Genomic DNA, 13,482 nt, shown 5'->3' with positions numbered 1-13,482 from the left:
CTGATCTACCGCCTTCGCGAGCAAGCCCGCTCCCACATTTTTGATCTGCTGCGCCTGGGTTACTTGCGCGCCGCCTCCCACGACTTCAGCAACTCGTTATAGCTGACGGTTTCGCCCTGTGGCTTCTCATTCGCCAACTTAGGTTTCGGCGCACCCGGCTGGTCGAACCAGTACTGCGCGTCCCGCTCCTCGTTCATTTCGGCCCGCAAATCGACTGCACCTTGGAGCGTTCCAGGCGCGTCATGATCGCGTCCTGATCCTTGGCCAAGCCATCCAGCGCCTGCTGCGGCGTCTTCTCTCCGCTGGCCGCTTCAGAAAAACCGTGCACCTCATCGAGATGGCCCGAACCTTGGCTGATCAGGCGCTGGATTGTCTGAAACCACACTAAATTCGAAAACACCGCAAACCCAATGTGGGAGCGGGCTTGCTCGCGAAAGCGGTCTGTCAGTCACATAGCTGCTGACTGATCTACCGCCTTCGCGAGCAAGCCCGCTCCCACATTTCTGATCTGCTGCGTCTGGGTTACTTGCGCGCCGCCTCCCACGACTTCAGCAACTCGTTATAGCTGACGGTTTCGCCCTGTGGCTTCTCATTCGCCAACTTAGGCTTCGGCGCACCCGGCTGGTCGAACCAGTACTGCGCGTCCCGCTCTTCGTTCATTTTCGGTCCGCAAATCGGCTGCACCTTGGAGCGTTCCAGGCGCGTCATGATCGCGTCCTGATCCTTGGCCAACCCGTCCAGCGCCTGCTGCGGCGTCTTCTCTCCGCTGGCCGCTTCAGAAAAACCGTGCACCTCATCGAGATGGCCCGAACCTTGGCTGATCAGGCGCTGGATTGTCTGAAACCACACTAAATTCGAAAACACCGCAAACCCAATGTGGGAGCGGGCTTGCTCGCGAAAGCGGTCTGTCAGTCACATATCTACTGACTGATCTACCGCCTTCGCGAGCAAGCCCGCTCCCACATTTTTGATCTGCTGCGCCTGGGTTACTTGCGCGCCGCCTCCCACGACTTCAGCAACTCGTTATAGCTGACGGTTTCACCCTGTGGCTTCTCATTCGCCAACTTAGGCTTCGGCGCACCCGGCTGGTCGAACCAGTACTGCGCGTCCCGCTCTTCGTTCATTTTCGGCCCGCAAATCGGCTGCACCTTGGAGCGCTCCAGGCGCGTCATGATCGCGTCCTGATCCTTGGCCAACCCGTCCAGCGCCTGCTGCGGCGTCTTCTCTCCGCTGGCCGCTTCAGAAAAACCGTGCACCTCATCGAGATGGCCCGAACCTTGGCTGATCAGGCGCTGGATTGTCTGAAACCACACTAAATTCGAAAACACCGCAAACCCAATGTGGGAGCGGGCTTGCTCGCGAAAGCGGTCTGTCAGTCACATATCTACTGACTGATCTACCGCCTTCGCGAGCAAGCCCGCTCCCACATTTTTGATCTGCTGCGCCTGGGTTACTTGCGCGCCGCCTCCCACGACTTCAGCAACTCGTTATAGCTGACGGTTTCGCCCTGTGGCTTCTCATTCGCCAACTTAGGCTTCGGCGCGCCCGGCTGGTCGAACCAGTACTGCGCATCCCGTTCTTCGTTCATTTTCGGCCCGCAAATCGGCTGCACCTTGGAGCGTTCCAGGCGCGTCATGATCGCGTCCTGATCCTTGGCCAACCCGTCCAGCGCCTGCTGCGGCGTCTTCTCTCCGCTGGCCGCTTCCGAAATATGGCTCCACCACAATTGCGCCAACCGTGGATAGTCCGGCACGTTGGTGCCGGTCGGGGTCCACTCCACGCGGGCCGGGCTGCGGTAGAACTCCACCAACCCGCCGAGTTTCGGCGCCAGGTCGGTCATGGCCTGGGAGTTGATGTCGGACTCACGAATCGGCGTCAGGCCCACGATGGTTTTCTTCAGCGAGACGGTTTTCGAGGTCACGAACTGCGCGTACAGCCAGGCCGCCAGTTTTTGCTTCTCGGGCGTCGACTTGAGGAAGGTCCAGGAACCCACGTCCTGATACCCCTTCTTCATGCCCTTTTCCCAATAAGGCCCGACAGGTGATGGCGCCATGCGCCACTTCGGCGTGCCGTCGGCGTTCACCACTGGCAGGCCCGGCTTGGTCATGTCGGCGGTAAACGCGGTGTACCAGAAGATTTGCTGGGCGATGTTGCCCTGGGATGGCACCGGGCCGGATTCGGAGAAGGTCATGCCTGCCGCTTCCGGTGGCGCGTAGGCCTTCATCCAGTCCACGTATTTCTGCGTGGCAAAGACCGCCGCCGGGCCGTTGGTGTCGCCGCCACGGGTCACACTGGAGCCCACCGGGTGGCAGTCCTCCACGCGAATGCCCCATTCGTCCACCGGCAAACCGTTGGGCAGGCCTTTGTCGCCGCCACCGGCCATGGAGAACCAGGCATCGGTGAAACGCCAGCCGAGGGACGGGTCTTTTTTGCCGTAGTCCATGTGCCCGTAGACGCGCTTGCCGTCGATTTCCTTGACGTCCTCGCTGAAGAATTTGGCGATGTCTTCATAGGCTGACCAGTTCACCGGCACGCCGAGTTCATAGCCGTACTTTTCCTTGAACTTGGCTTTCAGGTCCGCCCGTTCGAACCAGTCGGCGCGGAACCAGTACAGGTTGGCGAACTGCTGGTCGGGCAATTGGTAGATCTTGCCGTCCGGCGCGGTGGTGAACGAGATACCGATGAAGTCCTTGATGTCCAGGGTCGGCGAAGTGAAGTTCTTGCCTTCGTTGGCCATCAGGTCGGTGATGGATTCTGTCTTGCCATAGCGAAAGTGCGTACCGATCAAGTCGGAATCGTTGACCCAACCGTCATAGATATTCTTGTCGGACTGCATCTGGGTTTGCAGCTTCTCCACCACGTCGCCTTCCTGCAGCAGGTCGTGGGTCAGCTTGATCCCGGTGATTTCGCTGAAGGCCTTGGCCAGCACCTTGGATTCGTACTCGTGGGTGGTGAGGGTTTCCGACACCACGTTGATCTTCATCCCGCGAAACGGCTCCGCAGCCTTGATAAACCACTTCAGCTCTTCGAGTTGCTGGGCTTCGGTGAGGGTCGACGGTTTGAACTCACTGCCGATCCATTTTTTCGCAGCGTCTTCATAAGCATCCGCCCAGGCCGCAGCACTGAGCCCGCTGAGCGCCAGCACGGCCGCCAATGAAATGCTATGTCGCAGCTTATTGTTTTTATCGAACATAGAGACCTCCTGGTTTTGGGGTTCAAAAGGGGCAGCTAGCCCCAACGCATCACAGACAACAGCCACACCAGAGACAGCGCGGACGCCACCCAGATGCTCCAGCCGGTTACGCCGATCACCAACAAATGCAGGTAGGCGCTGCCGAGAAGACCGATAAACAAGCGATCACCACGGGTGGTGCTGATCGGTAACAAACCGCGCCGGGGGATACTCGGCGAGCGCAATTCCCAGGTCGTCATGCCCACCAGCAGCAGGCCGATTGCGGCAAAGAACAGTGCAGTCGGGGTGGTCCAGGCCATCCATTCCATCATCGACTCCTCAGACCCGGCCCAGGGCAAAGCCCTTGGCCACGTGGTTGCGAACAAACCAGATCACCAGCATGCCCGGCAGGATGGTCAACACCCCCGCCGCCGCCAGTACGCCCCAGTCGATGCCGGAGGCCGACACCGTGCGCGTCATCACCGCCGCGATCGGCTTGGCGTTCACCGATGTCAGCGTGCGCGCCAGCAGGAGTTCGACCCAGGAAAACATGAAGCAGAAAAACGCGGTGACGCCGATCCCCGAGCCAATCAGCGGGATGAAGATCTTCACGAAAAACTTGGGGAAGCTGTACCCATCGATGTAGGCCGTTTCGTCGATTTCCTTCGGTACGCCGGACATGAAGCCTTCGAGAATCCACACCGCCAGCGGCACGTTGAACAGGCAATGAGCCAGGGCCACCGCGATATGCGTATCGAACAAGCCAATGGAGGAATACAGCTGGAAGAACGGCAGTAGAAACACCGCCGGCGGCGCCATACGGTTGGTCAGCAGCCAGAAGAACAGGTGCTTGTCGCCGAGGAAGCGGTAGCGCGAAAACGCGTAGGCCGCCGGCAGCGCCACACTCAGGGAAATCACCGTGTTGAGGCTGACGTAGTACAGCGAGTTGAGGTAGCCGGTGTACCAGCTCGGGTCAGTGAAAATCACCTTGTAGTTGGCAAAGGTAAAGTCCTGGGGAAACAGGGTCAGGCCGCCGAGGATTTCGGTGTTGCTCTTGAAGGACATGTTCAGCAGCCAGTAGATCGGCACCAGCAGGAACAGGATGTAGACCAGCAGCGGGATCAGCTTGCGCTTGCTCATGTTGGCGGCCTCAGCGGTTGGCGTCGGAGTGGGTCATGGCGGTATAGAACAGCCAGGACACCAACAGGATGATCAGGAAGTACACCAGCGAAAACGCCGCCGCCGGGCCCAGGTCGAATTGGCCTACGGCCATCTGGGTAAGCGTCTGGCTGAGGAAGGTGGTGGCATTCCCCGGCCCGCCGCCCGTCAGCACAAACGGCTCGGTGTAGATCATGAAGCTGTCCATGAAGCGCAGCATCACCGCGATCAGCAGCACGCTTTTCAGCTTTGGCAGCTGGATATGTCGGAATACCGCCCAGCTCGACGCCCGATCAATCCGCGCCGCCTGGTAGTACACATCGGGGATCGCCCGCAGCCCCGAGAAACATAGCAACGCTACCAGGGACGTCCAGTGCCACACGTCCATCACCAGCACCGTGACCCAGGCGTCCATGGTGTTGGCCGCGTAGTTGTAGCTGATGCCCATGGCGTTGAGCGTTGAACCCATCAGGCCAATGTCGGCGCGGCCGAAAATCTGCCAGATGGTGCCGACCACGTTCCACGGAATCAGCAGCGGAATCGCCATCACGATCAACACCAGCGACGACCAGCGACCCTTGGTGGGCATGGTCAGGGCGATGGCGATGCCGAGCGGTATCTCGATCAGCAACACACAGGCGGAATAGATGAACTGGCGCAGCAGCGAGTCATGCAGGCGCGGGTCCAGCAGCACCTGTTTGTACCAGTCGGCGCCGACGAAGTAGCGGCTGGACTGGTCGAAGATGTCCTGCACCGAATAGTTGACCACGGTCATCATCGGGATCACCGCGCTGAAGGCCACCAGCAGGAACACCGGCAATACCAGCCACCAGGCCTTGTTGTTCTGCACCTTGTTCATGGCTGCACCTCCAGCAAGTAGTCGTCGGCATACACCATCAGCCACTGCCCCGGAAAGCTGATGGACGCCTGGCCTTCGGGCACTGGTTTGTCTTCGGCCAGGCGCACTTTCAACGGGGCGCCGTCGAGGTTGAGGGTCATGATCTTGTAGGTGCCGAGGTCTTCGACATGGGTGACTTGCGCCTGTAGCGCGTCGGGATTGTGCTCATCCCACACATGAATAAATTCCGGACGGATGCCGACCTGCAGCTTCTTGTAGGGCGTTTCGTCAATGCGCTGCTGCAACGCCTCGGGCAACGCCAGGTGTGTCCCGGCAAAGCGCACGCCACCCGCCTCTGCCTGCACTTCAATCAGATTCATCCCCGGGCTTCCGATGAAATAGCCGACAAAGGTGTGGCTCGGCCGCTCGAACAACTCCCGGGGCGTACCGAACTGCACGATCTGGCCGCCGTACATCACCGCGATCTTGTCGGCGAAGGTTGAGGCTTCCAGTTGGTCGTGGGTCACGTAGACCATGGTGATGTTGAACTGCTCGTGGATCTGCTTGAGCTTGCGCCGCAGCTTCCACTTCAGGTGCGGGTCGATCACCGTCAGCGGTTCGTCGAACAGGATCGCCGACACGTCATCCCGCACCAGCCCGCGGCCCATGGAGACTTTCTGCTTTTCATCGGCGGTGAGGTTGCGGGCCTTTTTGCCCAGCAGGTTTTGCAGGTCAAGTACCTCGGCAATTTCCTGCACCTTGCTGTGAATCTTCGCCTCGGCCATGCCCTGGTTTCGCAGGGGAAAGGCCAGGTTGTCGAACACGGTCATGGTGTCGTACACCACCGGGAACTGAAACACCTGGGCGATGTTGCGTTTTTCCGGGGTCAGCTCGTTGACCACCTTGGTGTCGAACAGCACCTGGCCTTCGGACGGGCTGAGCAGGCCGGAGATGATGTTGAGCAAGGTCGACTTGCCGCAGCCCGACGGCCCGAGCAAGGCGTAGGCGCCGCCCTGCTCCCAGACGTGGTTCATCTCGCGAATCGCGTAGTCCTCGGGGCCGTTTGGCTTTGAACTGTAGCTGTGGGCCAGGTTCTGCAAATGGATCTCGGCCATCAGGCAACCCTCGCGACACGCCGGCCCGGAGCCTGGACCAGACGTCCCTGGCCATCGAACACAAACAATTTGTGGGTAGGGATATAGATGCGGATCGGCGCGTCGACGTCGTACTCGTGCACCCCGGGCAAGTGCAGCACCAGCAGGAAGTGTTCGCTGCGCACGTGCAGGAAGGTTTCCGAGCCACTGATCTCGGCGACCTCCACGGTCACCGCCAGCTCCAAGTCATCGTCGTTGCTCGGCACCAGGCTGATATGGCTGGGACGCACGCCAAAGCGAAACTCGCCTTCACCGATGGGTCGCAAGTCGACGTTCAGCGGGAAGTGCACGAAGTTGGCGAAGCTCACTTCGTTGCCACTGATACGCCCGGGCATCAGGTTGATCGGCGGCTCGGAAAACAGCTCGGCCGCCAGCACAGTTTGCGGCTGGTGATAGACCTCGGCCGCCTTGCCGCTCTGGATCACCCGGCCCTCATGCAGAATCGTGGTGGTGCCGCCCAGGGCCAGGGCTTCGTTGGGTTCGGTGGTGGCGTAGATCGCGATGGTATGGCGTGCCTTGAACAGCTCGCGCATTTCCTGGCGCAGTTCTTCCCGCAGCTTGTAGTCCAGGTTCACCAGGGGCTCATCGAACAGGATCAGCTCGGCGTCCTTGACCAGCGCCCGGGCCATGGCGGTGCGTTGCTGCTGGCCGCCGGAGAGTTCCAGGGGATGACGCTGGAGAAATTTCTCGATGCGCAGCATTTTCGCGGTTTCGAGAACCTTGCTCTGAATCTGCTCGGCCGACACACCGGCCTGGCGCAGCGGCGAGGCGATATTCTCGAACACGGTCATGGTCGGGTAGTTGATGAACTGCTGATAGACCATCGACACGTTGCGCAAACGCACCGGTTTCTGCGTGACATCGACGCCGTTCATCAGGATGCGCCCGCTGTCGGGCTTGTCCAGGCCGGCCATCAGGCGCATCAGGCTGGTCTTGCCGGAGAGCGTGCGGCCCAGCAATACATTGAAGGAACCGGCTTCGAAACGCAGGTTGGCGTCGTCGATCCAGGTCTGGCCTTCGACAACGCGAGTGACGTGCTCCAGGGTCAATGACATGACACGACCTTTTTATTATTGGAATGGTTCTGGCAGGAACAACACAGAGCGAGTTCCGTGCCAAAAATCCAAAACCCAGGCCGGTCAACGGGTTAGGTAAAAAGCCGATTCGTCTCTGAACAGAAATGAACAGGTCAGGCTGAACAACTGAACAATCAGCGGGTTGACAATGAACAGTTCTGAACAACACTTTGTGTAGGAGCGAGCTTGCTCGCGAAGAACGTCAACGATAACGCGCTCATCCAGCATGAACGCGGCGCCCTGAAGTTTTTCGCGAGCAAGCTCGCTCCTACGTAGATAGAGATAGAGCCCAGAACAACAATAAGACAGGGTCACCGCCATGAGCACACCGCTGGCGCACGATGCCATCATCCAGGACTCCTGGCGCCGCTGCCGAGCCTATGGCCTGGATCATCAGAGCACGCCAAGCTTCGATCAACTGCCCGCCGACGGTGTCAGCCAGTTGCTGGAAAGCCAGCATTCCCTCGTGCAGACCACCCATCAGGAAGTGCTGCCCTACTACGAGAACATCCTCAGCAATTCTAACTGCCTGATCATGCTCGCCGACAACCAGGGCCAGGTGCTCACCTCCTGGGGCACCCAACGCTTCATCGAACCCAAGCTGGCCCGTGGCTTCAGCGCCGGCGCCAGCTGGATGGAGCGTTCCAGCGGCACCAACGCCATCGGCACCGCCCTGGCCTGCGCCCAGGCGGTGCATATCGAACACGACGAACACTTCCTCAAGGCCAACCGTTTCATGACCGGCTCGGCAGCGCCGATCTTTGATGCGCAGCGGGAAATCATCGCGGTGCTGGATGTGTCCAGCGACAGCTACCTGCCGCCTTCCCACACCCTCGGCATGGTCAAGATGATGAGCCAGACCGTGGAGAACCGGCTGATCCTCAACCTGTTTCGCGGTGAGCATTTCCAGCTGACGTTCAACACCGGGCTGAACAACCTCGATAGCCAGTGGGCCGGGCTGCTGATTTTTGATGAAAGCGGTCAGGTACTGTCAGCCAACCGCCGGGCGGACAACCTGCTGGGCATCAGCCTGTCGCGGGTGCTGATCGACAGCCTGTTCAAGGTCTCGCTGCTGGAACTGCTCAACCAGCCGGAAGGCCTGCCCTTCTCGTTGCAAGCCGCCGGGCGCAATCGTTTCCAATGCCTGTTGAAACGGCCCAGGCAGGCGCCGGTCCAGGCCCGTGTGTTTGTGGAACCCAAAAAAGCCAGCGAACCCGCCACCACCGCCATCAGCCTCAAGACCCTGCACTTCGGCGACGCCCGGGTGGAAAAGGCGGTGCGCCAGGCCGAGCGCCTGCTGGAAAAAGACATCCCGTTGCTGATTCACGGTGAAACCGGCGTCGGCAAGGAAGTGTTCGTCAAAGCCCTGCACCGGGCCAGTTCCCGCAGCCAACAAGCGTTTATCGCCGTCAACTGCGCAGCAATCCCCGCCGAACTGGTGGAGTCGGAACTGTTCGGCTACGAAAAAGGCGCGTTCACCGGCGCCAACCAGAAAGGCAGCATCGGGCTGATCCGCAAGGCAGACAAAGGCACGCTGTTCCTCGACGAGATCGGCGACATGCCGCTGCCGACCCAGGCCCGTCTGTTGCGGGTGTTGCAGGAACGGTGTGTGCAGCCCGTAGGCAGCAGCGAATTGTACCCGGTGGATTTGCGGATCATCTCCGCCACCAACCGCTCGCTGCGGGAGCAGGTACAGCTCGGGCGTTTTCGCGAAGACCTGTATTACCGCATCGGCGGCCTGACCCTGGAGCTCCCGCCGCTACGGGAGCGCACAGATAAACAGGCGCTGTTCAAGCAACTGTGGCAACAGCATCGCGAACCGACCCAGTGGGCAGGGTTGAGTCATGAGGTGCTGGCCTTGTTTGAACAGCATCCGTGGCCAGGGAACCTGCGCCAAGTGAGTAGCGTGTTGCAGGTGGCGCTGGCCATGGCGGAAGAGCAGCCGATTCGGGTGGAACATTTGCCGGATGATTTTTTTGTGGATTTGAATGGGGTGGTGCCGGTGTGTGATGCAGTGGATGACAGTCTGGACCTGAATGAGCGACTGAAGGCGGTGGGCGGGAATATCTCTCACCTGGCCAGAGAGCTTGGCGTCAGCCGCAATACCCTCTACAAACGCCTGCGACAAAACGGGAATTCTGTGTAGAAACACAATCAAAAGTGTGGGAGCGGGCTTGCTCGCGAATGCGCTGTATCAGTCGCTGATGCTTTAACTGACCGTCTGCATTCGCGAGCAAGCCCGCTCCCACATTGGAACTACATTGGGTTTGAGAGGTGGGTTCAGTTCAGGACCGGCGTCACCCCCATCGGCACTTTGCGACCCGGCGCCGCCATCTCAAACAACTGCTCCACCCGCGCACTCTCCTGCGCACTCGGCTTGATCGCCAACGCACACACCACAAAAATCCCGGCATTGACCACCAATCCGACGATCCCGCTGGTCAACGAGCCCAGCCCGGGAATGTCGTCCGGGTACAGCGTCGTCAGCACAATCGCCACCACAATCCCCGCCAGCATCCCGGCAATCGCGCCTTCCTTGTTGCCGCGGCGGCTGAAGATCCCGAAGAACAGCGGCACCGCCAACTGGATAATCCCCTGGTAGGAAATCTGCGCCAGCAACTGCAACCGCGCGTAATCAAAGGTCAGGTACGCCAGCACCGAGGCGGCGACGATAAACACCACCATCCCGGACTTGGCCAGCAGCGTCAGTTGCCGGTCGGTACGCGGGGTGTTCCAGGTGGCCAGGTCGTTGGCGAACTGGGTGCCGCATACCTGCACGCAACCGTCGACGTGGCCGATGCTCGCCGCCAGCACGATGACGATCGCCAGCGCCAGCAGCCACGGCCCGCCGATATCGAACAGTGACAGGAACCAGCCTTGTTGCGGGTGCGCGATGACGTTCGGGTCCTGGCTGATGGCTGCGGCAAACAGCATCAGAATCCCGTAGAAACCACCCACCAGCAGGATCGTATACAGCGTGCCTTTCTTCACCGCCTTGACGCCGCTGGCGGTGTAGATGCGCTGGAAGCTCATGGGCCAGCACATCGAGCCAATCACCCCGGTGAAAATCAGGCTGAACATATACAGCGGGCCATAGCCGGTGCCGCTGGCGCCGGGAATCAGCAGCATCTTCGCCGGCAGGTGCGCCAGGTTGGAGAACGACGCCTGATCGCCGAACAGCAGGAACACACACAGCGCCGCACACACGACATAGGCGATCAGGCCCTGGAACATGTCGGTCATGATCAGCCCGCGCATGCCCATGCTCACGGTCCAGTACTGACGCACCAGTACCACCACCACGCCGGCGATCAGGCAGGTGGTGACGCCCCAGCGGCCGAAGCTGGCGAACTGGAACAGCATCGCCAAGGCCTGGATGCCCATCACCACCCACGGGAACACCGAGATGATGCCGATGATCGAGGCGACGCGCTTGACCACCGGACTGTTGAAACGCATGCCGAGCAGGTCCGGCTGGGTGCGCAGGTTGAAACGCTGGCCCCAGGTCCAGGCGCGGCGGGCCATCAGGTACATCGCCGTCACGCCAAGGGTGGCGTAGACCATGCCGTAGAAACCCAGCGCGCCACCGATGGTCAGGGCGAAAAACGCGGTAAAGGTCGAGCCCGGCCACCAGGAGTTGGTGTAACACATGGCGATGTACCACGGCCCATAGGAGCGCCCGCCGACGGCGTAATCGGAAAAGCTCGTGCTCTCGCGGTTGGTGGCGTACAGCACGGCGATCATCCCGGCCAGAAACAGGCCGATGACGCCGAAGGTGATAAAGAGGTTGGCATCGCTGGTGGTGCTGATCATTGCGCATCCCCCTCTTCGGGTATTTCGCCAGCCTTCAGCTCGGCGACGTACAACGCCCACAGGCCCAGGCCGGCGAGGACTGCAATGGCGACCCAGTAGAAGATCGGCAACGGAATGCCCAGTACCAACGCGGTACTGCCGCTCACGCTCAAATAGAACGGCGGGAATAAGGCGAGCATCAGCAACAGGAAAAAGTACACACCGAAAATTTGGCTTTTCAGGCGTCCGGGTAGCGCGCTATCGGATTTCATGAGTCGGGTGCTCCTTGAATTTGTGGATCGTTTTTTGTGTGATCAAACAAAAATCAAGCAGTGAAAACGCAGGCACCAATCAGCGCCCAAGTGACTTCATTCAATGCATTATTGTTGTACGGCGCAGGCTCAAGCCTGTCTTAGCCAGGTTTCCCATTGCGAATCGTTGATGATGCTGCGGGCCCGCATGTGCTTCCAGGTGCCGTATTTGTAGAAGTCGAAATCCAGCTGCGACACCGCGTGCTGCACCATCGCCCAGGTCGACCATTTGATGTCCGCCAGGGCCTTGTGCAACTTGATGCGCGCGAGGTTCTGCGGGGTGACCTGGCCGAAGTAGTCTTCGATCAGGGCCAGCTCCATTTCATCGGTGAAAAACATTTCGCCGAACCACAGCGCCAGTTCGTAATGCCGGTCGTTGTTGGAGGCGTATTCGAAGTCCACCAGGCGAATCTGCCGACGGTCATTGAGCATGAAATTACCCGCCAGGGTGTCGTTCATGCAGGGTGCCAGATCCATGCCGGAGGCTTGCAGCACGCCTCGGGCGCGGTCGCATTGACGGCGCAGCCAGGCATCGTCGGCGGGTTTGCAGCCGTTGAGTTGCTCCACTTGGCGCTGGTGCTCGGCGATCATGTCGAACACGGTTTTGGTCTGCACCAACGGTGGCTGGTCGTTGAAGGCCTTGAGGGCATGCAGCGCGTTATGGCGCACGTCGCGGTCGAGAAAGTCGTGGTTGGACGAGGCGCGCCAGCCTTCCATGAACTCGAAGACTTCCACGCCGAACTCTTCAAGGAAGGCAAACACCGGCGCGCCATAACCGGTTTGCGCGGCCTTGAGGCTGGCGTCGTGGGCCGTGCGGCGGTCGATAAACATCTCGGTGCCCACCCCCGGCACCTTGAAGAAATACGCGGTGTCGACCCCGGCCACTTCCACCCGCCAGTTGGTGTTGGAGATCCCGCCGCTGACCGGCTCATAACGAATGCCGCTGCCGCCCCAACTGGCAACCCCACGCACCGCCGCTTCCAGCTGACACTCTTGTGGCGTACACGCCTCACCTAACGCTTTCATGCCTGCCCCTCCTGTACCTGACGTAGCCAACCTTCAAACCGTGGGTCTTGCAGACCCTGGCGGCAGCGCAACAGCGTCCACTGCCCGACCTTGGAGAACTCCAGCGGCCGCGCCGAAGTAGCGCCCACCCACAGCCCCCAGAGGGTCCAGTACCAATCGTTGATCAAGGCGTACAAGCGGCAGCGGGCGTAGTCGCTTTCGTGGCATTCGCCGGCCCAAGCGACAATGCCTTCGCGCCAATCGCTTTCAAAGACATACAGCTCGTTAAGGCTGATGGCCACGTCGTACCAGGGATCGCCGCAGCCAGCGTAGTCGAAGTCGATCAGTTGCAAGGCGCCGTCCGGGCCGATCATCACGTTGCTCGCCACGCCGTCGCCGTGCAGCGGCACCGAGTCGCTGGCGCTCAGTTGCAGGGAGGTCCAGGCCAGGTCAATGCAGGTGCTGATCCAGGCGTGGTCGATGGGCAAGGCCACGCTGTAGCGCACGCACAGCTCGCGCAGGTGCTGGATGTCTTGCAGCGGCGAACGAGTGAAGCCCGGCGAGGTGCCGGCGTGTAGTTGTTTCTTCAGGGCCCAGAGCGCCTGCAGGCGCTGGGGTGGCATCAATTCGTCGAGGCGGGCCCAGCGCCATTCGTTGGCGGGCAAGGCATCCAGCAGCAGCACACCGGCCGCCGCATCCACCAGGCGCACGCCGGGCGTCACGTCGCAATCCGCCGCCAGTTGGGTGGCGCGGGCGGTGCGTTCGATGTCGATCAGCGCGCGCATGTCGTCATGCAAGACTTTGGCGTAACACTGGCCCCATGGCGCGGTGACGGTATAGCCGGTCCACTCGGTGGCCAGGCGCACCGGCGAGGCAATCCCGACGGTGCCCTCTTCGACCACCACGTGGGCAGACAAGCCGGCCGCCTCCAGGGCGCCCAACAGCCGTGACTTTGCGTGCAAACGACTCGACATGG

General features: G+C 60.6%; 12 protein-coding genes and 3 pseudogenes. 1 reads left to right on the top strand and 14 read right to left on the bottom strand.

Features of this window, described 5'->3' with window-relative positions:
• Window positions 1-59: 59 nt before the first annotated feature.
• The 10 genes and pseudogenes from NVB75_RS33085 to NVB75_RS33040 all read right to left on the bottom strand — a co-directional run.
• Window positions 60-316 (bottom strand): annotated as a pseudogene (locus NVB75_RS33085) (carbohydrate ABC transporter substrate-binding protein); the annotation flags it as partial.
• A gap of 206 nt (window positions 317-522) precedes the next feature.
• A pseudogene (locus NVB75_RS33080) lies at window positions 523-780 on the bottom strand (carbohydrate ABC transporter substrate-binding protein); the annotation flags it as partial.
• 206 nt (window positions 781-986) lie between these two features.
• Window positions 987-1,244 (bottom strand): annotated as a pseudogene (locus tag NVB75_RS33075) (carbohydrate ABC transporter substrate-binding protein); the annotation flags it as partial.
• Between the two features lie 206 nt (window positions 1,245-1,450).
• Complete coding sequence (locus NVB75_RS33070; RefSeq protein ID WP_076014890.1) at window positions 1,451-3,193, bottom strand: ABC transporter substrate-binding protein; 1,743 nt, start codon at window positions 3,191-3,193, stop codon at window positions 1,451-1,453.
• Between the two features lie 35 nt (window positions 3,194-3,228).
• Window positions 3,229-3,501 (bottom strand): DUF2160 domain-containing protein, encoded by a 273-nt coding sequence (locus tag NVB75_RS33065; protein WP_010173082.1) that lies wholly within the window; start codon window positions 3,499-3,501, stop codon window positions 3,229-3,231.
• A gap of 10 nt (window positions 3,502-3,511) precedes the next feature.
• Complete coding sequence (locus NVB75_RS33060) at window positions 3,512-4,312, bottom strand: carbohydrate ABC transporter permease (RefSeq protein WP_003218530.1); 801 nt, start codon at window positions 4,310-4,312, stop codon at window positions 3,512-3,514.
• A gap of 10 nt (window positions 4,313-4,322) precedes the next feature.
• Window positions 4,323-5,189 carry a carbohydrate ABC transporter permease gene (locus NVB75_RS33055; RefSeq protein WP_003218527.1) on the bottom strand — a complete coding sequence of 289 codons (867 nt, stop codon included), beginning with the start codon at window positions 5,187-5,189 and terminating at the stop codon, window positions 4,323-4,325.
• Entirely contained in the window at window positions 5,186-6,283 is a 1,098-nt protein-coding gene (locus tag NVB75_RS33050) for an ABC transporter ATP-binding protein (protein ID WP_258345212.1), read from the bottom strand. Before NVB75_RS33050 ends, NVB75_RS33055 begins: the two co-directional genes overlap by 4 nt.
• Window positions 6,283-7,377 (bottom strand): ABC transporter ATP-binding protein, encoded by a 1,095-nt coding sequence (locus tag NVB75_RS33045; RefSeq protein ID WP_003218524.1) that lies wholly within the window; start codon window positions 7,375-7,377, stop codon window positions 6,283-6,285. Before NVB75_RS33045 ends, NVB75_RS33050 begins: the two co-directional genes overlap by 1 nt.
• An 84-nt stretch (window positions 7,378-7,461) precedes the next feature.
• The gene (locus tag NVB75_RS33040) at window positions 7,462-7,719 is read right to left on the bottom strand and encodes a hypothetical protein (protein WP_258345209.1); all 258 of its coding nucleotides are present in this window, start codon (window positions 7,717-7,719) and stop codon (window positions 7,462-7,464) included.
• On the opposite strand from NVB75_RS33040, the gene NVB75_RS33035 reads away from it, so the two are divergent.
• On the top strand, window positions 7,718-9,544 hold the full coding sequence (locus tag NVB75_RS33035; RefSeq protein WP_258345207.1) for a sigma-54-dependent Fis family transcriptional regulator: 1,827 nt from the start codon (window positions 7,718-7,720) through the stop codon (window positions 9,542-9,544). The two genes, NVB75_RS33040 and NVB75_RS33035, sit on opposite strands and share 2 nt — an antisense overlap.
• Before the next feature lie 134 nt (window positions 9,545-9,678).
• Here the strand turns inward: NVB75_RS33035 and NVB75_RS33030 are convergent, their stop codons facing one another.
• The 4 genes from NVB75_RS33030 to NVB75_RS33015 all read right to left on the bottom strand — a co-directional run bounded on the left by NVB75_RS33030 (window position 9,679) and on the right by NVB75_RS33015 (window position 13,480).
• Window positions 9,679-11,211: a sodium:solute symporter gene (locus NVB75_RS33030; protein ID WP_258345205.1), complete on the bottom strand. Its 1,533-nt coding sequence runs from the start codon at window positions 11,209-11,211 to the stop codon at window positions 9,679-9,681.
• On the bottom strand, window positions 11,208-11,462 hold the full coding sequence (locus tag NVB75_RS33025) for a hypothetical protein (protein ID WP_258345204.1): 255 nt from the start codon (window positions 11,460-11,462) through the stop codon (window positions 11,208-11,210). The genes NVB75_RS33030 and NVB75_RS33025 overlap by 4 nt, the downstream gene beginning before the upstream one ends.
• 129 nt (window positions 11,463-11,591) lie before the next feature.
• Complete coding sequence (locus NVB75_RS33020; RefSeq protein ID WP_063029397.1) at window positions 11,592-12,527, bottom strand: choline kinase family protein; 936 nt, start codon at window positions 12,525-12,527, stop codon at window positions 11,592-11,594.
• Complete coding sequence (locus NVB75_RS33015; RefSeq protein ID WP_258345201.1) at window positions 12,524-13,480, bottom strand: aminoglycoside phosphotransferase family protein; 957 nt, start codon at window positions 13,478-13,480, stop codon at window positions 12,524-12,526. Before NVB75_RS33015 ends, NVB75_RS33020 begins: the two co-directional genes overlap by 4 nt.
• Window positions 13,481-13,482: the final 2 nt, after the last annotated feature.

This window comes from Pseudomonas sp. CBS (genome assembly GCF_024734645.1).
Lineage (GTDB): Bacteria > Pseudomonadota > Gammaproteobacteria > Pseudomonadales > Pseudomonadaceae > Aquipseudomonas.
This window is presented reverse-complemented; position numbering and strand designations above follow the sequence as displayed.